This is a genomic window from Staphylococcus sp. GDY8P54P, from assembly GCF_017892645.1.
In the GTDB taxonomy this organism is placed as follows: Bacteria; Bacillota; Bacilli; order Staphylococcales; family Staphylococcaceae; genus Staphylococcus; species Staphylococcus ureilyticus.
In genome coordinates this window covers 244845-271334 of the sequence record NZ_JAESLN010000006.1, presented here as the reverse complement: position 1 = coordinate 271334, position 26490 = coordinate 244845, and the positions used below count along the sequence as shown (strand labels likewise).

27 protein-coding genes, 1 other RNA gene, 1 pseudogene and 1 other annotated feature are annotated in these 26490 nt (G+C 33.1%); of the genes and pseudogenes, 27 read left to right on the top strand and 2 right to left on the bottom strand.

Annotated elements, in window-relative coordinates; genetic code table 11:
* Window positions 1-10: 10 nt before the first annotated feature.
* A pseudogene (locus KA883_RS01985) lies at window positions 11-154 on the top strand (JAB domain-containing protein); the annotation flags it as partial.
* Between the two features lie 193 nt (window positions 155-347).
* On the opposite strand, the gene KA883_RS01980 reads toward KA883_RS01985, so the two are convergent.
* Window positions 348-527, bottom strand: coding sequence for a hypothetical protein (locus KA883_RS01980; protein WP_019468500.1), 180 nt, complete (start codon window positions 525-527; stop codon window positions 348-350).
* Window positions 528-673: 146 nt separating this feature from the next.
* Between KA883_RS01980 and KA883_RS01975 the strand changes: the two genes are divergently transcribed.
* The 24 genes from KA883_RS01975 (at window position 674) to KA883_RS01860 (ending at window position 24300) form a co-directional block, all read left to right on the top strand.
* Window positions 674-1132: a DUF4930 family protein gene (locus KA883_RS01975; protein WP_046207927.1), complete on the top strand. Its 459-nt coding sequence runs from the start codon at window positions 674-676 to the stop codon at window positions 1130-1132.
* 67 nt (window positions 1133-1199) lie between these two features.
* Window positions 1200-1358 (top strand): hypothetical protein, encoded by a 159-nt coding sequence (locus KA883_RS01970; RefSeq protein WP_164987239.1) that lies wholly within the window; start codon window positions 1200-1202, stop codon window positions 1356-1358.
* Between the two features lie 462 nt (window positions 1359-1820).
* On the top strand, window positions 1821-2663 hold the full coding sequence (gene mreC / locus KA883_RS01965) for a rod shape-determining protein MreC (RefSeq protein WP_210139833.1): 843 nt from the start codon (window positions 1821-1823) through the stop codon (window positions 2661-2663).
* Window positions 2663-3187 carry a rod shape-determining protein MreD gene (gene mreD / locus KA883_RS01960; RefSeq protein WP_046207925.1) on the top strand — a complete coding sequence of 175 codons (525 nt, stop codon included), beginning with the start codon at window positions 2663-2665 and terminating at the stop codon, window positions 3185-3187. Before mreC ends, mreD begins: the two co-directional genes overlap by 1 nt.
* A 29-nt stretch (window positions 3188-3216) precedes the next feature.
* Window positions 3217-3290, top strand: a sequence feature (ribosomal protein L21 leader region).
* A 12-nt stretch (window positions 3291-3302) separates the two neighbouring features.
* A complete protein-coding gene (gene rplU / locus KA883_RS01955) occupies window positions 3303-3611 on the top strand; it encodes a 50S ribosomal protein L21 (RefSeq protein ID WP_046207924.1) in 309 nt (102 codons plus the stop codon).
* 2 nt (window positions 3612-3613) lie between these two features.
* The gene (locus KA883_RS01950) at window positions 3614-3934 is read left to right on the top strand and encodes a ribosomal-processing cysteine protease Prp (protein WP_046207923.1); all 321 of its coding nucleotides are present in this window, start codon (window positions 3614-3616) and stop codon (window positions 3932-3934) included.
* Window positions 3935-3945: 11 nt separating this feature from the next.
* Window positions 3946-4230, top strand: coding sequence for a 50S ribosomal protein L27 (gene rpmA, locus KA883_RS01945; protein WP_019468507.1), 285 nt, complete (start codon window positions 3946-3948; stop codon window positions 4228-4230).
* 129 nt (window positions 4231-4359) lie between these two features.
* Complete coding sequence (gene obgE / locus KA883_RS01940; RefSeq protein ID WP_046207922.1) at window positions 4360-5649, top strand: GTPase ObgE; 1290 nt, start codon at window positions 4360-4362, stop codon at window positions 5647-5649.
* Between the two features lie 11 nt (window positions 5650-5660).
* Window positions 5661-6116 (top strand): ACT domain-containing protein, encoded by a 456-nt coding sequence (locus tag KA883_RS01935; protein ID WP_046207921.1) that lies wholly within the window; start codon window positions 5661-5663, stop codon window positions 6114-6116.
* A gap of 12 nt (window positions 6117-6128) precedes the next feature.
* Window positions 6129-6731: a Holliday junction branch migration protein RuvA gene (gene ruvA / locus KA883_RS01930; RefSeq protein WP_046207920.1), complete on the top strand. Its 603-nt coding sequence runs from the start codon at window positions 6129-6131 to the stop codon at window positions 6729-6731.
* A 33-nt stretch (window positions 6732-6764) separates the two neighbouring features.
* Window positions 6765-7766, top strand: coding sequence for a Holliday junction branch migration DNA helicase RuvB (ruvB, locus tag KA883_RS01925; RefSeq protein ID WP_046207919.1), 1002 nt, complete (start codon window positions 6765-6767; stop codon window positions 7764-7766).
* Between the two features lie 2 nt (window positions 7767-7768).
* Complete coding sequence (queA, locus tag KA883_RS01920) at window positions 7769-8794, top strand: tRNA preQ1(34) S-adenosylmethionine ribosyltransferase-isomerase QueA (RefSeq protein WP_210139832.1); 1026 nt, start codon at window positions 7769-7771, stop codon at window positions 8792-8794.
* A 24-nt stretch (window positions 8795-8818) separates the two neighbouring features.
* On the top strand, window positions 8819-9958 hold the full coding sequence (tgt, locus tag KA883_RS01915) for a tRNA guanosine(34) transglycosylase Tgt (protein ID WP_046207917.1): 1140 nt from the start codon (window positions 8819-8821) through the stop codon (window positions 9956-9958).
* Window positions 9959-9975: 17 nt separating this feature from the next.
* Window positions 9976-10236: a preprotein translocase subunit YajC gene (gene yajC, locus KA883_RS01910; RefSeq protein WP_019468514.1), complete on the top strand. Its 261-nt coding sequence runs from the start codon at window positions 9976-9978 to the stop codon at window positions 10234-10236.
* Between the two features lie 326 nt (window positions 10237-10562).
* Window positions 10563-12839 carry a protein translocase subunit SecDF gene (gene secDF / locus KA883_RS01905; protein ID WP_046207916.1) on the top strand — a complete coding sequence of 759 codons (2277 nt, stop codon included), beginning with the start codon at window positions 10563-10565 and terminating at the stop codon, window positions 12837-12839.
* A 291-nt stretch (window positions 12840-13130) separates the two neighbouring features.
* Complete coding sequence (recJ, locus tag KA883_RS01900; RefSeq protein ID WP_046208093.1) at window positions 13131-15407, top strand: single-stranded-DNA-specific exonuclease RecJ; 2277 nt, start codon at window positions 13131-13133, stop codon at window positions 15405-15407.
* Between the two features lie 15 nt (window positions 15408-15422).
* A complete protein-coding gene (locus KA883_RS01895) occupies window positions 15423-15941 on the top strand; it encodes an adenine phosphoribosyltransferase (RefSeq protein ID WP_046208094.1) in 519 nt (172 codons plus the stop codon).
* Window positions 15942-16251: 310 nt separating this feature from the next.
* The gene (locus KA883_RS01890) at window positions 16252-18441 is read left to right on the top strand and encodes a RelA/SpoT family protein (protein ID WP_046208095.1); all 2190 of its coding nucleotides are present in this window, start codon (window positions 16252-16254) and stop codon (window positions 18439-18441) included.
* 13 nt (window positions 18442-18454) lie between these two features.
* Entirely contained in the window at window positions 18455-18907 is a 453-nt protein-coding gene (dtd, locus tag KA883_RS01885) for a D-aminoacyl-tRNA deacylase (RefSeq protein WP_046208096.1), read from the top strand.
* Entirely contained in the window at window positions 18904-19779 is an 876-nt protein-coding gene (locus KA883_RS01880) for an N-acetylmuramoyl-L-alanine amidase family protein (RefSeq protein WP_046208097.1), read from the top strand. The genes dtd and KA883_RS01880 overlap by 4 nt, the downstream gene beginning before the upstream one ends.
* A 342-nt stretch (window positions 19780-20121) precedes the next feature.
* Window positions 20122-21384 carry a histidine--tRNA ligase gene (gene hisS / locus KA883_RS01875; RefSeq protein ID WP_046208098.1) on the top strand — a complete coding sequence of 421 codons (1263 nt, stop codon included), beginning with the start codon at window positions 20122-20124 and terminating at the stop codon, window positions 21382-21384.
* A 12-nt stretch (window positions 21385-21396) separates the two neighbouring features.
* Window positions 21397-23163, top strand: coding sequence for an aspartate--tRNA ligase (aspS, locus tag KA883_RS01870; protein WP_046208099.1), 1767 nt, complete (start codon window positions 21397-21399; stop codon window positions 23161-23163).
* A gap of 61 nt (window positions 23164-23224) precedes the next feature.
* A non-coding RNA gene (gene ssrS / locus KA883_RS01865) (6S RNA) lies at window positions 23225-23415 on the top strand.
* A 117-nt stretch (window positions 23416-23532) separates the two neighbouring features.
* Window positions 23533-24300 (top strand): tRNA threonylcarbamoyladenosine dehydratase, encoded by a 768-nt coding sequence (locus KA883_RS01860; RefSeq protein ID WP_046208100.1) that lies wholly within the window; start codon window positions 23533-23535, stop codon window positions 24298-24300.
* 74 nt (window positions 24301-24374) lie between these two features.
* On the opposite strand, the gene KA883_RS01855 is transcribed toward KA883_RS01860, so the two are convergent.
* Complete coding sequence (locus tag KA883_RS01855) at window positions 24375-25655, bottom strand: replication-associated recombination protein A (RefSeq protein ID WP_046208101.1); 1281 nt, start codon at window positions 25653-25655, stop codon at window positions 24375-24377.
* An 86-nt stretch (window positions 25656-25741) separates the two neighbouring features.
* Here KA883_RS01855 and cymR point away from each other — a divergent pair, with 86 nt between their 5' ends.
* Window positions 25742-26161 (top strand): cysteine metabolism transcriptional regulator CymR, encoded by a 420-nt coding sequence (gene cymR, locus KA883_RS01850; RefSeq protein WP_019469423.1) that lies wholly within the window; start codon window positions 25742-25744, stop codon window positions 26159-26161.
* A 130-nt stretch (window positions 26162-26291) separates the two neighbouring features.
* Window positions 26292-26474, top strand: coding sequence for a CsbD family protein (locus KA883_RS01845; RefSeq protein WP_046208102.1), 183 nt, complete (start codon window positions 26292-26294; stop codon window positions 26472-26474).
* Window positions 26475-26490: the final 16 nt, after the last annotated feature.

Genomic DNA, 26490 nt, shown 5'->3' with positions numbered 1-26490 from the left:
CTCTTGATAAGACATCACACCTTCAAATGAAGATATTAAAACCACCGAAAGACTTAGAGAATGTGGACAACTTTTAGGTATTGATTTATTAGACCATGTCATTATAGGAGACCATGAATATTTAAGTATGGTAGAAGAAGGATATTTTGATTAAGCGGTATAGTTTCATCAACGTGTCTTAATTTTTGAAAGATTAGGATTATTCATTTTTAGTACGGTCGTCGTTAGATTAATTTGGGCGTTATTATTGTGTGCTTGTTATTAATGTAAGCGTGTAATTGCGAAAACAGTCATATGAATTAAAAAAAGGCGCTTATTGGACATCAATGTCTATAAGCGCTAAAATTTTAATTTATAAAACTGAAAAATTGATTATAATTTTCCATTAACCAAAGAATGCCTTGGTATCCTAGGTAAATACATAATACAATTATGCCAACATAGATTAAAAATCTTAAAATAGATAAACCTACTCTAAATAATAAGATAACTAAGAGTGCAAGCAGGATTATAGATAAAATACTCATTGTCTATTCACTCCTTTTAATATAGTTTAATATTAATGCATTAAACATACATCGGTCTATAGTTAAAATATAAATACACCTATAGTCTGATGATAAACTTTATTAAACATACTATAATTTTGATGAATAAAATAGGAGGATGGTTCATGCGTTTCATATTTAGCATTATAAAGAATATTATAGCTATTATTGCCATTATAGTAATTGTATTTTTCGCACTCAAATACGCGCCTTTTTTAAAAGACCAAGATTGGAATCCAATGCACAATGATGAATCATCCTTAAATAATAGCGCAAATAAAGGGCATCTAACAGGTGGACAAAGATATTCAGTGGAAGATAATGATATTTTAAATAACGTTCCACTTAGTCAAACGAAGAATATGTTTAATTGGATTGATAAACGAGAGTTTATGTCAGTAACTGGTATTGAAAGAATGGGATATAACGACTCTTATTTGGCTGGGCAACGTGGCGATGAATTTATTATATATAAATTTGGTTCTGAATCTATGAGAGTTTATAAAACTGAAATAGAGATGAATCAAGACCTTAATCAATTAGGTGAACATATAGAATTAAAGCCAGCATCAAATTATGAGTAATGGATTTGAATTCTTTTAATAAATAAGTTAGCCTTATATAAGTAATAAGAAAAGGTTGGTGTTTATAATGAGTGAAAAATCTAATGAAAAAAAAGCAGACGAACAAGCAAAAGCACAAAATTTATTTGCACGTTGGCGTAAAGAAGAAACGCTTTATAAAGAAGATGAAAAAGAATCTAGTAAGTCTAACGACTCTAAAACATCATCAGATGAAGAAAAAAATTAGATTTATTTAATCAAGTACTAAAAGTTAATCGAATGTGTATGTAAGAGCAGTTTACACTGCTTCTAAGCATTTCTTAGATTTTTTAAAATAAATAGGATAAATAAGCAGGACGAGTTTTAAAGTCGATTTGGATATGATTGATTTTGACTCGTTCTTTTTTTATTCGGTTGGATATTTATTGAAATGAATAATGGGTTACCTTGACGTTATTTTTAGTTGCCTATTATAAAAATTAATTGATGTGTTAAAATCAATACTAAATAATACACTATTCTATATAATTACTGCTATAATACAAGTTATCACAATGTTTGAATATAAAATATAATAAACTTATCTTCATATTTAAATCCGTAAATAAATTTTGTTCTATATTCTTTATGTTCGTGCTTTATTTCGTTTTAGTAGTAATATAAAATGATAAGAAGAAGATAAAATAGTTGGTTAATAGAGGTGTTTAGGTTGTCAAAGTTTTTTAGAAACAACAAATTGATTGTTATATTATGTGCAATCATTGTGTTTATAGCCTTGATTGGTGTGTCATTACGCTCACAATCACAATCACATGTTGAACAATATGTGGGAGATACGGTTGCTTTTGGCCAAAAAGCTGTGAGTTATCCAGTCCACTTTGTTACTGGATCTATCAATAGTATTTTTTCTAATGGCGACTCCAAAAAGCAATCAAGTGAGATAAAACAGTTAGAAGCAGAAAATCAAAGGTTAAAATCAGAAAATAAAAAGTATAAAAAAGAATTAAATATTGAAGATATATCTAAATTTGATCCAATTTCAAGCACAGTTCTTTCAAGAAATCCTGATCAGTGGATGAATACATTAGTGATTAATCAGGGTGCAAAAGATGGCATCAAAAATAATATGGCAGTAATGACTTCTGATGGATTAGTTGGACGTATCTCTAAAGTGAATCAATTCTCTTCACAAGTAGATTTAATATCAACAAATACAAGGGCGAATCGCTTATCTGTCAATATTCAACATGATGACAAAAATGTGTTTGGTCTCATAGACCATTATGATGCTAAAACTGAAGAGCTAGTAATATCTGATATAAACAATAAAGACAGTATTAAAAAAGGAGATAAAGTAGTTACAAGTGGATTAGCTGATCAGCTTCCAACAGGGTTATACATAGGTGAAGTAGCAAAAGTTGAAAATGATGAGTATGGCTTATCTAAAGAAGTTAGAGTGAAAACTGGTACTGATTTAGCTGATTTAAGCCATGTTTATGTTGCTAAAAGAGACCCTAATACGGTGCCTGATACTGAAAGTGGTGATAATTAATGCGTACGTTTTACTACTTTCTTATTGGTATCATTCTTTTTTATATTGATACTGCAATTGCACTAGTGATACCTATGCAAATTTCTGGAAATGAAATCATCTTCGTGCCTCATTTAACGATAATGTACATCTTAATCATGAGTGTCTATAGAGGTTTTGGTGTAGCAATGGTTTTCTCAATTGTCTTAGGATTAATTACCGATTTATATTATGGAAGTTTTTACGGACTATATTTATTTGGTTATATTTTATTAGTTGTCATCATGGATTTTTTCTTCAAAGTATTTTATCGAGATCATTCGATGCTATTTACAATCGTATTGTTGAGTACACTCGTGTTAGAAATTTATGTAGCAATTATATATAGTGCTTTAGGATTAGTTCAATTTAATTTATTTGAATTTGTGATTTTTAGAATGTTACCGACGTTTATACTAAACTTTATTTTATTAATTATTTTGTATCCGCTAATAACAAAATTTCTCAAAAAAATCCAATTGAAGATTGACAGTAAAAGATTGTAATGCTAAAATGCAGTAGTTGAGTAGTTTCTAGCTACATACAACCGCTCAAAATCAGGTTCAAGTACAGTGATGTCACCTGATTTTGGCGTGACTTAAATTATAGGAGGTGCAAAGTATGTTTGCTATTATTGAAACAGGTGGAAAACAAGTAAAAGTTGAAGAAGGACAAGAAATTTTCGTTGAAAGATTAGACGTAAATGAAGGTGATTCTTTCACTTTTGATAAAGTATTATTTGTAGGTGGAGATTCAGTTAAAGTTGGTGCGCCAACAGTTGAAGGTGCAACAGTTACTGCTACTGTAAACAAACAAGGTCGCGGTAAAAAAATTACTGTATTCACTTATAGACGTCGTAAAGACTCTAAACGTAAAAAAGGTCATCGTCAACCATACACTAAATTAACAATCGACAAAATCAACGCATAATTATGATTAATGTAGATGTTACATTAAATGATTCGGGCCAAGTAACAGACGTTGTCATGGATGGTCATGCCGAACATGGTGAGTATGGTTATGACATTGTATGTGCAGGAGCATCTGCAGTTATTTTCGGTAGTGTTAATGCTATAATGGGATTAACAACCGAGAAACCCGACATTGACTATAGTGATGACGGTGGATACTTCCATGTTAGAAGTGTCGATACACATAACGAAAAAGCGCAATTAATTCTTCAGGCAATGTTAGTCTCTTTGCAGACAATTGAAGAAGAATACAAAGAAAATATTAGATTAAATTATAAGTGAGGTGCAACCAAATGTTAAAATTAAACTTACAGTTCTTCGCATCTAAAAAAGGGGTAAGTTCTACAAAAAACGGACGTGACTCTGAATCAAAACGTTTAGGTGCTAAGCGTGCGGATGGTCAATTCGTTACTGGCGGTTCTATTTTGTTCCGTCAACGTGGTACTAAAATTTATCCTGGTGAAAATGTTGGTCGTGGTGGCGACGATACATTATTCGCTAAAATCGACGGCGTTGTAAAATTCGAACGTAAAGGTCGAGACAAAAAACAAGTATCTGTATACGCAGCTGCTGAGTAATTTTTGTTAATGTTAACACCAGAAGTGATGACTTCTGGTGTTTATTTTTGTCTTTATTTTCTAGTTATCTAGAAAATGCTATAATATACAAGATATGTAAATTAAATTTAGTAAAAAAGAGGTGAAATCATGTTTGTTGATCAAGTTAAAATATCACTTAAAGCTGGTGATGGTGGTAATGGCATAACTGCATACAGAAGAGAAAAATACGTACCATTTGGTGGACCAGCTGGTGGTGACGGTGGTAACGGAGCTTCAATTGTGTTCGAAGTAGATGAAGGTCTAAGAACGTTATTAGATTTCAGATATCAAACACATTTCAAAGCTAAAAGAGGTGAAGGTGGCCAAAGTAGTAATATGCACGGGAAAAACGCTGAGCATTTAGTATTAAAAGTGCCACCAGGTACAATCATTAAAAGTGTTGAAACTGAAGAAGTATTAGCAGATTTAGTAGAGAATGGACAGCGTGCTACAGTTGCTAGAGGCGGTCGTGGTGGTCGTGGGAATTCACGCTTTGCTTCTCCACGAAACCCTGCACCAGATTTTAGTGAAAATGGTGAACCAGGTGAAGAAATTGAGGTTACTTTGGAATTAAAACTACTTGCAGATGTTGGTTTAGTCGGTTTCCCAAGTGTTGGGAAATCTACATTACTATCAACAGTTTCTAAAGCAAAACCAAAGATTGGAGCTTATCATTTTACGACTATTAAACCTAACTTAGGTGTTGTCTCTACCAAAGATCATCGAAGTTTTGTGATGGCGGATTTACCTGGTCTTATACAAGGCGCTTCTGAAGGTATCGGATTAGGTCATCAGTTTTTAAGACACGTTGAGAGAACCAAAGTAATTGTGCATATGATTGATATGAGTGGTTCAGAAGGTCGAGATCCTTACGAAGATTATCAAATTATTAATGAAGAATTAAAAGCTTATGAACATAGATTAGAAGATCGACCACAAATAGTTGTTGCTAATAAAATGGATATCCCCGATGCAGAAGATAATCTAACTATTTTTAAAGAACAATTAAATGATACCAGTGTACGTATTATTCCGTTGTCTACAGTAATGCACGACAATATTGATGAATTATTATATGCTATTGCTGATACACTAGAAGAAGTTAAAGATGTAGATTTTAATAAGGAAGAAGATTTGGGTGTTAATAGAGTTGTCTATAAACACACGCCTAGCCAGGATGCATTTACGATTACAAGAGACGATGATGCTGCTTACGTAGTGAGTGGTAAAGCCATAGAAAGAATGTTCAAAATGACTGACTTTAACAGTGATCCAGCCGTTAGACGTTTTGCGCGTCAAATGCGTTCAATGGGTATTGACGATGCACTACGTGAACGTGGTTGTGAAAATGGAGATATTGTAAGAATACTTGGTGGAGAATTTGAATTTGTTGAATAGGAGTGCTTGATATGGACAAAAATGAAAATAAAAAGTTTTATTTAATTCGTGAAGATGTTTTACCTGAATCAGTGGTTAAAACCTTACAAATCAAAGAAGTTTTGAAAAATGACCCATCATTGTCCATATTTGAAGCAGTGAAGCAATTCGATTTATCCCGCAGTGCGTTTTATAAATATCGAGACACGATATTTCCAGTTGACGAAAAATTAGAGGAAACAAGAGAGTTTACATTGATATTGTATGTAAATGACATCATAGGTATGTTAGCTAAAGTTTTAAATACACTTTCTAAATTAGATTTGTCAGTGCTGACGATTCATCAAAGTATACCGATGGACGGTAGAGCTACCATTACACTATCATTAGATGGTAAAGACACAGATTTAGAAATAGATGAAGTTATAAATTCATTGAAAAAGATTGAACATATTTCTAATGTTGAACTCATTAGTATGACTATATAAGGAAGTGTGACTGTGTACGCATATATTAAAGGAACTTTAACTATTTTAAATCCTACTCATGTAGTGTTAGAAGCTTCAGGTGTAGGTTATGAGATTCAAACGCCAAACTCATATCGATTTCAAAAATATAAAGATCAAGAGATTTTGATCCATACTTCATTGATTGTAAGAGAAGATGCTCAGCTGCTTTATGGCTTTATTAATCAAGAGGAAAAAGACATGTTCTTAAGTTTAATTAAAGTGACAGGCATCGGTCCTAAATCAGCATTAGCAATTTTAGCTAGTAGCTCACCAAATGAAGTGAAAGTTGCAATTGAGAATGAAAATGATGCTTATTTAACAAAATTCCCAGGTATAGGTAAAAAAACAGCGCGTCAAATTGTTTTAGATCTTAAAGGTAAAGTACAAATAACTGAGGAAGATAGCAGTCACTTATTTAATGTAGTACATGATGATCAGCAAAATTCTGCTATTGTTAAAGAAGCGTTACTAGCTTTAGAAGCGCTAGGTTATTCTAAGAGAGAGTTAAATAAAGTTGAAAAAACTTTAAATAAAGAATCTTTTGACTCAATAGACGATGCAGTGAAGCGTGGTTTACAATTGCTCATAGCTTAAGTTTGTTGAAATTTTAAGAAGGGGGAATTACAAATGGATGATAGAATGGTAGATCAATCTATGCATGAAGATGAATCATCATTTGAGTTATCTTTAAGACCAGAAAGATTACGCCAATATATAGGACAGTCAACGATTAAATCAAATTTAGAAGTTTTTATCAAAGCAGCTAAAATTAGGAAAGAACCGTTAGATCATGTGCTATTATTTGGCCCCCCTGGATTAGGCAAGACAACTTTATCCAATATCATCGCGAATGAAATGGAAGTTAATATTAGAACCATATCTGGCCCATCTATTGAAAGACCGGGTGACTTAGCAGCCATTCTGTCTAGTTTACAACCTGGAGACGTGTTGTTTATCGATGAAATACACAGGTTAAGTAGTGTTGTGGAAGAAGTTTTATATCCAGCAATGGAAGATTTCTTTCTTGATATTGTAATAGGTAAGGGAGAAGAAGCGCGAAGTATACGTATAGACTTGCCGCCTTTTACATTGATAGGTGCTACAACCAGAGCAGGAAGCTTAACTGCGCCTTTACGTGATCGATTTGGTGTTCATCTGAGATTAGAATATTATAGAGAAGATGAATTAAAAGAAATTATAATACGCACCGCAGAAGTATTAGGTACGACTATTGATGATGAAAGTGCAATTGAACTTGCGAAAAGAAGTAGAGGTACACCGAGAGTTGCGAACAGACTGTTAAAACGCGTAAGAGATTTTCAACAAGTTAAAGAAGATGAATTGATTAGTATTGATACGACAAAACAATCACTAGCATTGTTACAAGTAGATGATGAAGGATTAGATTATATTGATCATAAGATGATGAACTGCATCCTAGAACAATATAAAGGTGGCCCAGTAGGTTTAGATACAATTGCTGTTTCTATTGGAGAAGAACGTGTCACAATAGAAGATGTTTATGAACCATTTTTAATACAAAAAGGTTTTATTGAACGTACACCAAGAGGGCGTAGAGCGACAGCTTATGCTTATGAACATTTTAGTAAGAATGGAAAGAAGGAATAGTTTTGGATATTGAAGCATTTGATTATCATTTGCCAGAATCATTAATCGCTCAAACGCCTCTAAAAACTAGAGATGAGAGTAGTTTGCTTGTGCTTGGTAGAAAAACTGGAAATATTGTGCATAAACACTTTAAAAATATCATTGATTATTTAGAAGCAGGAGATACATTAGTACTTAATGACACAAAAGTCATGCCTGCACGCTTATTTGGTTTGAAAGAAGAAACAGGTGCAAAAGTGGAAATGCTGATGCTAACGCAACTCGAAGATAATGACTGGGAAGTCTTATTGAAACCAGCAAAAAGAATTAAAGTAGGAGACAAATTGTTTTTTGGTGAAGGCAAAATAGTAGCTGAATGTATCGAAACATTAGATCAAGGCGGAAGAATCATGCGTTTAAACTATGAAGGTATATTACAAGAGCGCTTGGATGAATTAGGCGAAATGCCCTTACCTCCTTACATTAAAGAGCGTTTGGATGACCCAGATCGTTATCAAACCGTTTATGCAAAAGCATCCGGATCGGCGGCGGCTCCTACAGCTGGACTTCACTTCACCGATAAACTACTTGAGCAATTGCAAGCTAAAGGTGTTAATATCGCATTCATTACTTTGCATGTTGGATTAGGTACATTTAGACCTGTGAGTGTTGAAAATATAGATGATCACGAAATGCATAGTGAATATTATCAGATGGATCAAGATACGGCAGATTTACTAAACCATACAAAATCAAATGGGCATCGTATTATTTCAGTAGGTACGACTTCTACTAGAACATTAGAAACAATCATGCAATCACGTAACAATTTTGTAGCAGACAGTGGATGGACTGATATTTTTATCTATCCTGGCTTTAAATTTAAAGCGATAGATGGATTAATTACCAACTTTCACTTGCCGAAATCCACATTAGTTATGTTAGTTTCTGCATTTAGTTCAAGAGATTACATACTGAACGCCTATCAACAGGCAGTCAAATTGGAATATAGATTTTTTAGTTTCGGCGATGCAATGTTAATTTTATAGGAATGAAACGAAAGGAGTTTTTGTATGCCAGCTGTAACGTATGAACATATAAAAACATGTAAACAATCTGGAGCAAGATTAGGAATCGTGCATACACCTCATGGATCGTTTGAAACACCAATGTTTATGCCTGTTGGAACCAAAGCCACGGTGAAAACGATGAGCCCTGAAGAATTGCATCAGATGGAAGCAAAAATAATATTAGGAAATACATATCATTTGTGGTTGCAACCAGGAAATGATATTATCAAAAAGAGTGGGGGATTACATCAGTTCATGAACTGGAATGGTCCAATACTGACAGATTCAGGTGGTTTTCAAGTATTTAGTTTAAGTAATTTAAGAAAAATTACTGAAGAAGGTGTTGAATTCCGTCATCATACTAATGGTTCGAAATTATTCTTGAGTCCTGAAAAATCAATGCAGATTCAAAATGACCTTGGTTCAGATATTATGATGGCATTTGATGAATGTCCACCTATGCCAGCTGAATATAAATATGTAAAAGATTCAATCGAAAGAACAAGTAGATGGGCTGCTAGATGTTTACAAGCGCATCAAAGACCCGAAGATCAAGCTTTATTTGGTATTATCCAAGGTGGAGAATATAAAGATTTACGTCAACAAAGCGCTGAAGAGTTAGTGGCGTTGGATTTTCCTGGATATGCAATTGGAGGTTTATCTGTTGGAGAACCAAAGCCAGTAATGTATGATATGGTCTCGCATACACAACAATTTATGCCTAATGACAAACCGCGCTATTTAATGGGTGTGGGTTCGCCAGATGCATTAATAGAATGTAGCATTCGAGGTATGGATATGTTTGATTGTGTATTACCTACGCGTATTGCACGTAATGGTACATGTATGACTTCACATGGCCGTGTTACTATAAAAAATGCTAAATATGCTGAAGATTTAGGTCCACTTGATGATAATTGTGACTGCTATACTTGTAAAAATTATAGTAGAGCATACATAAGGCATTTAATAAAAGCAGAAGAAACTTTTGGTATCCGTCTTACTACTTATCATAATTTACATTTCTTGCTGAAATTAATGGAAAACATCCGACAAGCTATTCGTGATGATCGTTTACTTGATTTTAAAGAAGAATTTTTTGAACAGTATGGACTAAATGTAGAAAACCCAAAAAACTTTTAAAAGGGAGCAATAACTATATGCAATTTACTTCATTGATATTACCGATATTATTATTAGTATTAATGTGGTTCTTCTTAATTAGACCACAACAGAAAAAGGCTAAAGAGCATCGTGAAATGATTAGTCAGATTTCATCTGGACAACACGTTACGACTATAGGTGGCATTAAAGGAACTGTACGTAGCGTTGACGAAACTACAGTTGTATTAACTTTAAATGGCAACGGTACAGAAATTACTCTAGAAAAGCCAGCTATTAAACAAGTTGATCCTTCATAAATCACGTTATAATTACGAACTGATATATACTATCAGTTCGTTTTTTGTTTAACAAAACCTAAAGATATTGGACTTTAAAGATATAGTTGGTGTTATAATGAAAGATAGACAAAAGCAAATATTTTATATAGCTTAAGTAATCATTACAATTGATAACACTTACATTTAAAAAGAAGTTACAAATAAGTTAAGTTTGTTTTTACACTACATGTAATGTGTTAAAATATGTAAGGTTATTGAGAAAAAGTTTAATCGTCGAGTAAATGATAAAGATGGCGATTGAATTCTGAAAAAATTATAACATAAGCTTACAATGAGGTGTTCAAGTGAAGAAGAGTAGTAGAATAGTTGCATTTATATTACTTGTGGTTCTATTGTTAGGCGGGATAGGACTTACATATAAAAATGTAGTTAAAAATGTCAGCCTCGGATTAGATTTACAAGGTGGTTTTGAGGTTTTATATCAAGTTGATCCTTTACAAAAAGGAGATAAAATTGATGATAAAGCTGTCAAAGCCACAGCAAAAACACTTGAAAACCGTGTGAACGTTTTAGGGGTTTCTGAACCTAAAATTCAAGTGGAAGATAAAAATAGAATCCGTGTACAATTAGCAGGTATAAAAAATCAATCTCAAGCTAGAGAAATTTTATCATCACAAGCTAATTTAACGATTCGTGATGCTGATGACAATATCAAACTTACGGGTAAAGATATACAACAGGGTTCAGCGAAACAAGAATTCAAACAAAATACGAATCAGCCCGCGGTTACTTTTAAATTAAAAGATAGTGATAAATTTAAAAAAGTAACAGAAGAAATTTCAAAAAAAGATGAAAATGTCATGGTTGTATGGCTAGATCACGAAAAAGGTGATACTTACCATAAAGAAATGAATAAAAAAGATCCAAAATACGTGTCTGCTGCTTCAGTTGACAAACCTATCAATTCAGATAGTGTGGAAATTTCTGGTGGATTTAAAGGTGAAAAAGGGATTGAAGAAGCAAAACAAATTGCTGATTTATTAAATTCCGGGTCATTACCTGTAGATTTAAATGAAATTTACTCAAATTCAGTAGGTGCACAATTTGGACAAGATGCATTAGATAAAACCATATTTGCTGCGGCAATTGGTATTGCAGTTATTTATTTATTTATGTTAGGTTTCTATCGTTTACCAGGATTAGTAGCTGTTATTGCACTTACTGTTTATATTTACTTAACATTAGTAGCATTTAATTTCATTTCTGGTGTCTTAACGTTACCAGGCCTTGCAGCTTTAGTGCTGGGTGTCGGTATGGCAGTCGATGCGAATATTATCATGTATGAACGGATTAAAGATGAACTGAAAATTGGACGAACACTTAAACAAGCTTACAAAAAAGCGAATAAAAGTTCATTCTTAACCATAGTAGATGCGCAGCTTACAACTGTGATTGCTGCTGCTGTATTGTTCTTCTTTGGTGAAAGTTCTGTTAAAGGTTTCGCAACGATGTTGTTACTTGGCATATTAATGATTTTTGTAACAGCAGTATTTTTATCCAGATGGTTGCTATCATTGCTTGTTTCTTCAAATTTCTTCAAAAAATCATCTTGGTTGTTTGGTGTGAACAAGCATCATATTGCAGATATAAATGAAGGTAAGGAAGTTCATGATTTAAAAACCCCTTATGAGCGTTGGGATTTCATGAAGTTAGCCAAGCCATTGTTGTCACTAAGCGTACTAATTTTAATTGTCGGTGCAGTGATACTGTTTATTTTCAAACTAAACTTAGGTATTGATTTTACAAGTGGTACAAGAGTTGACTTTGAATCAAAAGATAAAATATCTGAAGCGAAAGTGACAAAAACACTTGAAGATCAAGATTTTAAACCTACACAAGTTTCTTTAGGTGAAAATGGTAAAAATGCAACAGTACAATTTAAAAATGATTTATCTAAAGATGAAGTTTCAAAAATTAAGAACACAATTGATAAATCATTTGGCAATGATCCAACGGTAAATACTGTTTCACCAGTTATAGGTCAAGAATTGGCTAAAAATGCGATGATGGCATTATTATATGCTGCCATTGGTATCATTATTTATATCACTTTCAGATTTGAATGGCGTATGGGACTGTCTTCAGTACTAGCATTATTACACGATGCATTTATGATTGTGGCAGTTTTCAGTCTATTTAGATTAGAAGTTGATATTACATTTATTGCAGCCGTGCTAACTATCATTGGTTACTCAATTAATGATACGATTGTAACGTTTGACAGGGTGCGTGAGAACTTGCATAAAATAAAAGTGATTACGAAACCTGAACAAATCGATGATATTGTCAATAGATCGATTCGTCAAACAATGACGCGTTCTATCAATACAGTGCTGACAGTGATTATTGTCGTAGTTGCACTATTAGCATTCGGTGCACCAAGTATTTTCAATTTCTCATTAGCGTTGTTAATTGGTTTAATATCTGGTGTGTTCTCATCAGTATTTATAGCTGTTCCTTTATGGGGAATTATGAAAAAACGTCAGCTTAAAAAATCAGACGACAATAAACTTATTGTATATAAAGAGAAAAAATCAAATGATGAAAAAATATTAGTATAATTAATATCTAATAGGTACTAACTTAAAAATCAATCATAAATCAGTATGGGAGAAAAAGCCCGTTTCTAAAATAGATGACTAATCCGTGGTAAAAGCGGATTAGTCATTTTTTATATTGAATGTATTGTAATTTTTGACTATGCATGTACTCATAGATAAATGATTTATTTATGTCATAAACTATTCAACTATTAAGAATAGGAGTTTTAAGTTATGGTTGAATTAAAGGTTACTACTTTTTATTTTTTGGATTCTTTTGTATAATTGCTTGTGGAAATGAGGGAGAATAGTATGATTAAATCAAAATATAATTGGGACGTTAAATTACCTGAAGTTGAAATATCAGATCATATTTCAGCAGATTTAAAGCTAACTCCTATTGTAAAAAAAGTTTTGGAAAGTAAAGGTATTACAGATGAAACCGATATTCGTAATCTTTTAGAAGGAGTCCAAATGACACATGATCCTTGGAAGATGAGCGATATGGAAAAAGCTATTGAACGTATCAATGTGGCGATAGATCAAAATCAAAAGATTTTAGTATATGGTGACTATGACGCGGATGGTGTTACTTCAACGACTATATTGGTCACTACATTGAAAGAACTTGGTGCCCATGTAGGTTGGTATATACCAAATCGTTTTTCTGAAGGTTATGGTCCTAATGAATTGGCTTTTAAGAATGCCTATGATGAGGGGATATCTTTAATCATAACCGTAGATAATGGTATTCAAGGCCATGATGAAATACAAATGGTTCAAGACTTGGGTGTCGATGTTATTGTCACAGACCACCATGAAATTGGTAAAACGATGCCTAATGCATACGCTATTGTCCACCCAATGCATCCTGAGTTTGAATATCCTTTTAAATATTTATGTGGTGCGGGCGTTGCTTATAAGCTAGCTCAATGTTTATTGGAAGAACCACCTGTTTATTTTTTAGGTTTGGTTGCAATTGGAACAATCGCTGATTTAGTATCTTTAACGGATGAAAATAGAACATTGGTTCAAAACGGTTTAGCATCATTAAATAAATATTGTCCTCCATCAATAAAAGCTATACTTAACCAAGCAGGTTATAATGATGAAATCAACGAGGAGACCGTCGGGTTTATTATAGGGCCTCGATTAAATGCTGTTGGTCGATTAGAAGATGCTGCACTTGCTGCAGAGCTACTAATGACTGAAACAGAAGATGAAGCGATGTTTTTAGCCGAACAAGTTGAATTTTTTAACCAAGAGCGTAAAGACATCGTGTCTCAAATTACCGAAGAAGCACTTGTAATGGCAGAAGAACAAGTACAGCAAGGCTCAAAATTTTTATTGTTAGCCAAAGCAGATTGGCATGAGGGTGTACTTGGTATTGTAGCGTCAAAAATTGTGGAAACATACAGTCTACCAACATTAATTTTAAATATAGATGAAGCTCAAAATCACGCAAAAGGTTCAGCTCGAAGCATCGATCAAGTGTCGATGTTTGAAATTTTAAGTGATTATTCTCAGTTAATTACAAAATTCGGTGGTCACCATATGGCAGCTGGGATCACAATGCCTATAGAAAATATTCAACAACTACAAAACAGTTTAAATGAGTGGATGGCACAATTAGCCAAAACAACTTCACTTGAACCACGTAAAAAAGTTGATGTATTGATTTCAGAAAGTGACATTACGATACAAAACATCAAAGATATTCAGAGATTACGACCATTTGGCACAGATTTCACTAGCCCGTGCTTTGAATTACAAGACGTTCTTGTACAACAAGTTAAAGGCATTGGTCAGGAGAAAAAACATTTGAAACTCGTTATCGGTGAAAGTCAATTACAAGCAATTTTTTGGCAAAATGGTGCTTTAGTAAAAGAATTGGGTGTACAACAGCCTATTAATGTCATTGGCACATTACAAATTAATGAATGGAATGGATTTCAATCGCCTCAATTTATGATTGAAGATTTAGCGAGTCATAATTTACAGATTTTAGACTATAGAAGTAAAAACAAAGTAAATGATTTAAATGCTGATGCTAAGGATGTTGCTTATTTAATTCATCAAAGAAGTGAAAAGTTAGGTGAAAATTATCATTATTATGGTGATGAAATTAGTAATAACTATGAAAAATACGTCTTTAGAGATCTGCCAACGTCTATAAATGATTTAAAAACAACATTAAAAACTGTTGATATATCCCAAATATATCTCGTGTTAAATCATGATAGATCAATATACTTTGAAGGTATGCCAAAAATGGAAACATTTAAACAATGTTTTAAGGCACTTGCTACTAAAAAAGAAACAAATTTAGCTAATGAAGGCGTACAACTATGTAAATTTTTAAATATTCAACCAAACATGCTTAAATTTATCTTGAAAGTTTTCTTGGATTTAGAGTTTATTCAAGTTGAAGATGGTATAATCAAATTAAAAGATGTTTCAACGAAACGTGATATTGCTTCAAGTAAATATTATCAAAGTCGTATTGATAGAATTGAAGTTGAAAAGTTATTGCTTTATGAAGATTTTAATCGCTTAAAGCAATGGATAAAAGATGAATTGGTACAATAATAGGAGGAAGTTTGTATGGATTTAAAACAATATGTATCTGAAGTTTCAGACTGGCCACAACCAGGGGTTAACTTCAAAGATATCACAACAATAATGGACAACGGTGAAGCTTACGGATATGCAACGGATCAAATTGTTAAATATGCAAAACAACGAGATGTTGATGTCGTTGTAGGACCAGAGGCTAGAGGTTTTATCATTGGCTGTCCTGTCGCATATTCAATGGGTATTGGCTTTGCACCAGTGCGAAAAGAAGGCAAACTTCCTAGAGAAGTCATTCGGTATGAGTATAATTTAGAGTATGGCACAAATGTATTAACTATGCACAAAGATGCAATTAAACCAGGGCAACGTGTGTTGATTACGGATGATTTACTAGCTACAGGTGGTACGATTGAAGCGGCAATTAAGTTGGTTGAACAATTAGGTGGTATAGTTGTAGGTATCGCTTTCATTATAGAATTAAAATATTTAAAAGGTATTGAAAAAATTAAAGCGTATGATGTAATGAGTTTAATCTCATATGATGAATAATAATATTTATAATTGACGAAATTTTAAAGCCAAATGAAAACATTTAAGATGATTTCATTTGGCTCTTTATATTTATTAAAATAGTATTTATGATTAATTAACTGAAACATCTTTTATGTGTATTAAAAAAAATAAAATTCAACTACATTTTGCCAATTGTCAAAGGTACGCATTTATTTATTTAATAACATGTAGTATTATATAACTATTATACATAATTTGACCTAATAGCGTAAAAATACGTTACAATCGATATAAAATAATACTGGGTATCTAATCATGATTAATATTTAGTATAGGGGTGTCTTAAGTGAACAATGAATATCCATACAGTGTGGACGAAGTATTATCTAAAGCAAAATCATATTTGTCAAAAGAAGATTATGAATATGTATTGAAAAGTTACCATCTAGCTTATGAGGCACACGAAGGTCAATTTCGTAAAAATGGCTTGCCATATATTATGCATCCTATACAAGTAGCTGGGATTTTAACCGAAATGCATTTAGATGGTCCAACCATTGTTGCAGGTTTTTTACATGACGTGATTGAGGACACACCTTATACGTTTGATGATGTAAAAGGCATGTTTAATGAAGAAATTGCCATAATCGTAGAAGGCGTGACGAAGCTAAAAAAAGTAAAATATCGTTCTAAAGAAGAACAGCAAGCAGAGAACCATCGCAAGCTATTTATTGCTATCGCTAAAGATGTCCGTGTTATTCTTGTTAAATTAGCGGATCGGTTACATAATATGAGAACATTGAAAGCAATGCCACGAGAGAAACAAATAAGGATTTCAAAAGAAACCTTAGAAATCTATGCCCCTTTAGCACATAGATTGGGGATTAATACGATTAAATGGGAATTAGAAGATACAGCACTTAGATATATTGATAGTGTGCAATATTTCAGAATCGTTAATCTCATGAAGAAAAAACGTAGTGAACGAGAAGAATATATACAAAATGCTATCAATCGCATAGATACAGAAATGGGAAAAATGAATATAATCGGCGATATTAATGGTAGACCTAAACATATATATAGTATTTATAGAAAAATGGTTAAACAAAAGAAACAATTTGATCAAATATTTGATTTATTAGCTATTAGAATCATCGTTAATTCAATCAACGATTGCTATGCTGTATTGGGTCTTGTGCATACACTATGGAAACCTATGCCTGGTAGATTTAAAGATTATATTGCTATGCCGAAGCAAAATATGTATCAATCTCTACATACTACGGTCGTTGGACCCAATGGCGATCCTTTAGAAATTCAGATAAGAACTTATGAAATGCATGAAATTGCAGAACATGGGGTTGCAGCACATTGGGCATATAAAGAAGGTAAAAAAGTTACTGAGAAAACACAAAATTTCAATAAAAAATTAAATTGGATCAAAGAACTTGCTGAAACGGATAGTACTACGACCGATGCAGAAGAGTTTATGGAAACTTTAAAATTTGATTTACAAAGCGATAAAGTATATGCCTTTACACCAGAAAGTGATGTAATAGAGTTACCTTATGGTGCTGTGCCAATCGATTTTGCATATGCTGTACATAGCGAGGTAGGAAATAAGATGATTGGTGCTAAGGTCAATGGGAAAATTGAACCAATAGATTATGTGCTGAAAACCGGTGATATCGTTGAGATCAGAACAAGTAAGCACTCTTACGGTCCAAGTCGTGATTGGTTGAAAATTGTTAAATCTTCTAGTGCCAAAAGTAAGATACGCAGTTTCTTTAAAAAACAAGATCGATCTTCTAATATTGAAAAAGGTAAGTTTATGGTCGAAGCAGAAATAAAAGATCAGGGTTACCGAGTAGATGCAGTCTTAACGGATGATAATATAGAAGTTGTAAAAGATAAATATAATTTTTCTAACGAAGAAGATTTATTTGCTGCAGTAGGATTTGGTGGCGTGACTGCTTTACAAATCGTAAATAAGTTAACTGAAAAACAACGGATTCAAGACAAACAAAAAGCCTTGAATTCAGTACAAGAAGTACAAAAATCTGTGCCCATTAAGGACGACATTACTACAGATAGTGGCGTTTACGTTGAAGGAATTGAAAATGTACTGATTAAATTATCAAAATGTTGTAATCCAATCCCTGGTGATGATATTGTTGGATATATCACTAAAGGTCATGGTATTAAAGTGCATCGAACGGATTGCCCTAATATCAAAAATGAAAAAGACAGATTAATTAGTGTCGAATGGGTACGCTCTAAAGATGCGACACAACGATATCAGGTTGACTTAGAAGTTACAGCTTATGACCGCAATGGTTTATTAAATGAAGTTTTACAAGCCGTTAATTCCACTAAAAGTAACTTAGTTAAAGTTTCTGGTCGTTCAGATATTGATAAAAATGCAATCATTAATATTGGTGTTATGGTGAAAAATGTAAATGAAGTCTATCAAGTTGTTGATAAAATAAAACAGCTTGGTGATGTTTACACAGTAACAAGAGTTTGGAATTAGAGGTGAAACATACATGAAGATTATAGTTCAAAGAGTGAAAGAAGCATCTGTTTCTAATGGTTCAATAGATAATAAAATTAATAAAGGCTATTGTTTGTTTGTTGGAGTAGGTAAATCATCTACAGAAGCTGATATTGATACATTAGTAAGAAAAATCGTGAATGCCCGATTGTTTGAAGATGATAATGGCAAACTTAATTTGAATTTGCAACAAGTACAAGGCGAGATTCTTTCTATCTCACAGTTCACACTATATGCAGATGTAAGAAAAGGCAATAGACCTGGGTTTACCAATTCAATGCCGCCAGATAAAGCTAATGAACTTTATGAAAAATTTAATGATGCTTTACGCGATTATCACATAAATGTATTAACAGGTGAATTTGGTACAGATATGCTTGTAAATATTGCTAACGATGGACCAGTGACGATTATTTATGAAAGTCAGGATGGCAAAATCGTATGAAAACAATCAATACTTGGCTAGATAAACATAATTTTAAAAATTTTCCAACGCTAATTGTTGCGTTAGCATTTGTCATATTTATTTTTATGCTCATCGCTTTTCTAAATCATAATGATGAAGATTCGAATACGATATATATCACTGAAGATACTGATTTGAGAACAGGTCCTAATGCTGTATATCCAACTATTAAACCGGCAAACCAAGGTCAAAGTTATAATAAAATTGGTAAGTCTGGTAAATGGATAGAAGTAGAGTCAAGTAATCATAAAGATAAAGGATGGGTGGCTGGTTGGCATACAAATCTAAATATTCAGGCAGATGCGAACGCAAACGAGAAACCACTAAAAGATAAAACAATTGTACTTGATCCTGGTCATGGAGGAAGTGACCAGGGTGCTTCAAGTAATACAAAAAAGAAAAGTACTGAAAAAGTTTACACACTGAAGACAGCTAAAGAAATGAAAAAACTGCTTGAAAAAGAAGGTGCTACTGTAAATATGACGAGAAGTTCAGATAGTTATGTGAGCTTGGACGATCGTAATATTAAAGGTGATGCTTTTATCAGTATACATAACGATTCACTCAAATCTTCTAAAGCTAATGGAACGACAGTTTATTGGCTTAAAAACAACCAAGAGGCACTTGCAGAAACATTAAATATGTACATACAAAAGAAAGCCTTACTGACAAATAAAGGCGCTAGACAAGAAAACTTCCAAGTATTGAGACAGACGAATGTACCCGCTGTTTTATTAGAGTTAGGTTATATTAGCAACCCAACCGATGAAAATATGATAACAAACCAATTACATCGCCATATTGTTGAACAAGCAGTTGTCGATGGTTTACGTGCATATTTTTCAGAATAAAAAGGTTGCATATTAATCAATAACTCGTTATTATTAAATATGAATTCTATATTAAAACCGTTATTATTCTTGACTATGCTAAATGAAACGTCAACATTTTTAAATGTGTAGAGACATAATTCGTGGCTGGAAAATTATGCTTAGTAGTTTAGTTATAAAAACACAAGAAGAGGTGCTTTATGAAATTAAAGCCGTGTGACGAACGTTATCCGTATGAAGTGGGTTAGAAAAAATTCATTGATAACTTTTTATAACCAATTAGGGTGGCAACACGGATATTCGTCCCTTGTATAACTGAATAGTTATGCAAGGGACTTTTTATTGTATAAAAGGAGAGGTTTTATGATAAATATTCCTAGAGGAACACAAGATATTTTACCAAGTGAAACAAAAAAATGGCGATATATTGAAGCAAAATTAGATGAATTGATGGAATTATATAATTATGAAGAAATCCGTACACCGATATTTGAAAGTACTGAATTATTTGCACGTGGTGTTGGTGATTCAACGGATGTCGTGCAAAAAGAAATGTATACATTCAAAGATAAAGGTGATCGCAGTATCACTCTGAGACCTGAAGGTACTGCTGCAGTCGTACGTTCATATATTGAAAATAAAATGCAAGGGTTACCTAATCAACCAATAAAATTGTACTACAATGGGCCAATGTTCCGGTATGAACGAAAACAAAAAGGTCGTTATCGTCAATTTACACAATTTGGTGTAGAAGCCATAGGTGCAGAAAATCCAAGTATCGATGCTGAAATTTTGGCAATGGTCATGCATATCTATCAGTCATTTGGTCTTAAACATTTAAAATTAGTCATTAATAGTATTGGAGATATTGATTCTCGTAAAGAATATAATGAAGCTTTGGTTAAACATTTTGAACCAGTAATTGGCGATTTTTGTAAAGATTGCCAAGCACGCCTGCACACGAATCCAATGAGAATTTTAGATTGTAAGATTGATAAAGATAAAGAATCAGTTAAAACCGCACCACGAATTACGGAATATTTAAATGCTAATTCAAAGACTTATTTTGAGGAAGTAAAACAACATTTAAATGATTTAGACATTGAATATGAAGAAGATCCTAACTTAGTAAGAGGTCTAGATTATTATACACACACAGCATTTGAACTTATGATTGATAATCCGAATTATGAAGGTGCAATTACGACATTATGTGGGGGTGGCCGTTATAATGGTTTACTTGAATTGTTAGATGGTCCAAGTCAAACTGGTATTGGTTTTGCACTTAGTATTGAGAGATTATTAATGGCTTTAGAAGAAGAAGGCATTGAATTAGACGTAGACCACGACTTTGATTTATTTATCGTTACGATGGGTCAAGAAGCAGACCGTTATGCAGTAAAATTATTAAATGATTTACGTCAAAATGGTGTGAAAGCGGACAAAGATTATATGGAACGTAAAGTGAAAGGGCAAATGAAACAAGCTGATAGATTAAATGCCAAATATACTGTTGTGATTGGCGATCAAGAGTTAGCAGAAAAAAATATTAATGTAAAAAATATGGAGACCGGGGAATCAGAACGTATTGATTTGAACGAACTTGTTAACTATTTTAGAAATTAAGGAGAAGATATCATGAGTAAGCGTACAACATATTGTGGTTTAGTGACTGAATCACTATTAGAACAAGAAGTTATATTAAAAGGTTGGGTACACAATCGTAGAGATTTAGGTGGACTGATCTTTGTAGATTTACGTGACCGCGAAGGTTATGTACAAATTGTGTTTAATCCAGATTTTTCTGAAGAAGCATTACGTATAGCTGAAACAATTAGATCTGAGTATGTAGTTGAAGTAAAAGGTATTGTAAAAAAACGTGACCCAGAAACAGTAAATCCCAAAATTGCTACAGGTCAAGTTGAAGTACAAGTATCAGATATTGAGATTATTAATAAAGCTGAAACACCACCTTTTGCCTTAAATGAGGATAATCAAAATGTGGATGAAAATATAAGACTAAAATATAGATATTTAGATTTAAGACGTCAAGAATTAGCACAAACGTTTAAGATGAGACATCAAACGACACGTTCAATTAGACAATATTTAGATGGTGAAGGTTTTTATGATATTGAAACACCAGTGTTAACTAAGTCAACACCAGAAGGTGCGCGAGATTATTTAGTACCATCTCGTGTTCATGAAGGTGAATTTTATGCATTACCTCAATCACCACAAATATTTAAACAATTGTTAATGATTAGTGGTTTTGATAAATATTATCAAATTGTTAAATGTTTCCGTGATGAAGATTTACGTGCAGACCGTCAACCAGAATTTACGCAAGTTGATATTGAAATGAGCTTTGTTGATCAAGAAGATGTCATGGACATGGGTGAAGAAATGTTACAAAAAGTTGTAAAAGATGTAAAAGAAGTGGAAGTGCCTCGTCCATTCCCAAGAATGACTTATGATGAAGCAATGGCGCGTTTTGGTTCTGATAAACCAGATACACGATTTGGTATGGAATTAATGAATGTTTCAGAACTTGGTGAAATCATGGACTTTAAAGTCTTCAAAGATGCAGTAAATAACGATGGACAAGTGAAGGCAATTGTAGCTAAAGGTGCGTCTGATAATTATACTAGAAAAGATATTGATGCTTTAACTGAATTTGTTAATATATATGGTGCCAAAGGTTTGGCATGGGTTAAAGTAGTTGATGAAGGTTTAAATGGCCCTATAGCTAAATTCTTTGAAGCAGACCATGTTGAAAAATTAAAAGCCTTGACTGGTGCGCAATCTGGAGATTTAGTCTTATTTGTAGCTGACAAGCCTAATGTTGTAGCTCAAAGCTTAGGTGCACTTAGATTAAAATTGGCTAAAGAACTAGATTTAATCGACGAAAGTAAGTTGAATTTCTTGTGGGTAACAGATTGGCCATTACTTGAATACGATGAAGAGTTAAAACGTTATACTGCTGCACACCATCCATTTACAGCACCGAAACAAGAAGATATTAGCAAATTAGATACTGAACCTGAAAATGCTCAAGCTAATGCATATGATATTGTTTTAAATGGTTATGAACTTGGTGGCGGTTCAATTAGAATTCACAATGAAGATTTACAATCAAAAATGTTTGAAGTATTAGGATTTACTGAAGAACAAGCTAGAGAACAGTTTGGTTTCTTATTAGATGCATTTAAATATGGTGCGCCACCACATGGCGGTATTGCTTTAGGCTTAGACCGCTTAGTTATGTTGTTAACTGGACGTACAAACTTACGTGACACAATTGCATTCCCTAAAACTGCATCTGCAACTTGTTTATTAACAAATGCACCTAGTGAAGTATCAGAAAATCAATTGGAAGAACTCTCATTAAGAATTAGACATTAATTTTTATTAAGTCTTTATTCTTGCTAAATTCTAATAATGTGTTATTATACTTGCATAAGGTAGTCATCTGTAGTGTTCGTAAGTTTGCTTCATATTTGGGCCTAACACTCTTTGATCCGGGAGCCCAATAGGTTTTCTTGCAGCGCACACGCCTCTTAAGGAGGACTTGCAAAACAAGAAACAGGGCACCCACCTGTTAATAGCAGGCCGAATGATCAAGCAATTTATAACTACGGCACGCACGGACTCTATCGGTACGCAAGACTTCGGTCTTGCGTATTTTTTTTATCGTTATAATTTATTGTTTTACAATTAATCGGATCGTAAAAATGTTATGATTATAGTATTCGCTAAATAAGGAGTTTAAAAATGAAACATCAATTTTCAAGAAATGAATTGGCATACGGCAAAGAGGGTTTAGAATTATTAAAACAAAAAACCGTTGTTGTTTTAGGGGTAGGAGGCGTTGGCTCATTTGCAGCTGAAGCATTAGCGCGTACGAATATAGGTCATATTATATTAATAGACAAAGACGATGTTGATATAACGAACGTCAATCGACAGTTACATGCTTTAACATCTACAATAGGTCAAAGTAAAGTCACATTAATGGAAGAGCGCATCAAATTAATCAATCCTGAATGTGAAGTTACATCACTCCATATGTTTTATACAGAAGAAACATACGAAGCCTTGTTTAATAACTATGATATCGATTATTTTATAGATGCAAGTGATACACTGATATATAAAGTTCATCTTATGAAAGAATGTCTTGAAAGAGGTATTTCTGTAATTTCGAGTATGGGTGCCGCAAATAAAACAGATCCGACACGTTTCCAAATTGCAGATATTTCTAAAACTTATATGGATCCAATGGCTAAATTGATACGTCGTAAATTGAAAAAATTAGGTATATACAAAGGGATACCTGTAGTATTTTCAGATGAAAGTCCAATCGTTATAAGAGAAGATGTCAAAGAAACAGTTGGCGATGCAAATGCACCAACTAGGAAAGGGCAAATGCCACCCTCATCAAATGCATTTGTACCCAGTGTTGTGGGGTTGATATGTGCAAGCTATGTGGTTAATGACATACTCAAAGATATACCTGTAACAAGAATCAAAGATAAATAAAGATATCAACGAACCGCGTTAACACAGGAAGTCATTTCAAATGTGTTAACGCGGTTGTTTGATATAACCTTAAACTAATGATTATTTTGTTGTGCCTTGTTGATATTGTCAAAAATAGATTTAAGCTGTTGTTCTGTTTTTGATGTTGTTTTAGGTGTATAGTAAATTTTGTTTTTTAATTTATCAGGCAAATATTGTTGTGCGATAAATCCATTATCATAATTATGAGGATACTTATAACCTATTGCTCTACCCAAAGCTTTGGCACCTGAGTAATGACCATCTTTTAAATGGTCGGGAATTTGTCCTACATGACCTTTTCGAATATCTGACAGTGCTGCGTCGATAGCAGTGATTCCAGAATTAGATTTAGGAGACAGACACAATTCAATTACCGCTTGACTCAAAGGAATTCTTGCTTCTGGAAATCCTAGTCTTTCAGCAGATTCAATTGCTGCTAAAGTTCGTTGGCCTGCACCAGGTGAAGCTAAACCTATGTCTTCATAACTAATCACTAATAATCTTCTGACAATGGTGGGTAGGTCTCCAGCTTCTATTAAACGTGCTAAATAATGCAATGCTGCATTTACATCACTTCCTCGAATTGACTTTTGAAATGCACTCATCACATCGTAATGCATATCACCATCTTTATCACTGACAAAAGCACCTTTTTGCAAGCAATCTTTAGCATCTTCTAATGTAATATGTCTTTGATTTTCTTTAACTTCAGCACTGAGCACAGCTAATTCTAAAGCATTCAGTGCACTTCTAACGTCACCTTGGCTTTGTGTAGTGAAATAATTCATCGCATCTTCATCAATGACTGGATTGTATGAAGCTAATCCACGTGATTCATCGTGGAGAGCCCTTTCTAAAGAAATTTTTATATCATTATCATCTAATGGATATAATTCGAAAATTTGCGCTCTTGATCGAATTGCAGGATTAATTGCGTGATATGGATTTGATGTTGTAGCACCAATCAACACAATTTTTCCACTTTCGAGATGCGGTAGTAAAAAATCTTGTTTAGCTTTATCTAAACGGTGTATCTCATCTAATAATAAAATGACTTGTCCAGACATTTTTGCTTCTTCAACAATGAGTTGCATATCTTTTTTAGTATTTGTAACAGCATTTAGCTGACGGAATTTAAATTGAGTACTACCTGAAATTGCTTTAGCAATACTCGTTTTACCAATTCCAGGTGGACCATAAAAAATCATGGATGATAGTCGTTTGGTATTGACCATTCTACGTATAATACCTTTATCACCAACTAAGTGATCTTGTGAAATAATTTCATCAATATTATTTGGTCGCATTCTTGAAGCGAGTGGTTCGTTCGTCACAATCTTTCACACCTTTCTAATATTATCTTAACGTAAAAAATGATAGAATGTTAATATATAGTATTCGAATTAAGTGAGGTTATATAATGAAAATATCAACAAAAGGCAGATATGGCTTAACACTAATGATATCTTTAGCCAAAAAGCAAGGGCAAGGATGTGTTTCGTTAAAATCTATAGCTGAAGAAAATAATTTAAGTGATCTTTATCTAGAACAACTCGTAGGTCCATTAAGAAATGCTGGTTTAATCCGAAGTGTTCGTGGAGCAAAAGGTGGTTATCAATTGAGAGTATCAGCTGAAGAAATTACTGCTGGTGACATTATTCGTTTGTTAGAAGGACCAATTACATTTGTAGAAAGTATTGATTCTGAACCTCCTGCGCAAAAACAACTTTGGATTAGAATGAGAGATGCAGTTAGAGAAGTATTAGATAATACAACTTTAAAATATTTAGCAGATTATAATGAAACTAATAATTTAGATGGATATATGTTCTATATATAAGATGTAAAATTGTTATTTATTAAAACGTTTCTTTGTCATTAACTGAAAATACTTAAAAAAATTTGTTTTAAATGTTTACGTCTTAAGTATTGTGGTATTTAATAAATACATTGCTAAGGAGGTATTATTTATGGCAGATGAAAATAAATTCGAACAAGCAAAAGGAAACGTTAAAGAAACAGTTGGTAATGTTGCCGACAATAAAGACTTAGAAAAAGAAGGTAAAGAAGATAAAACTTCTGGTAAAGCCAAAGAAGTAGTAGAAAATGCAAAAGATAAAGCAAATGAAGTTATCGATAAATTTAAAAAATAATAATCGGTAACTAATA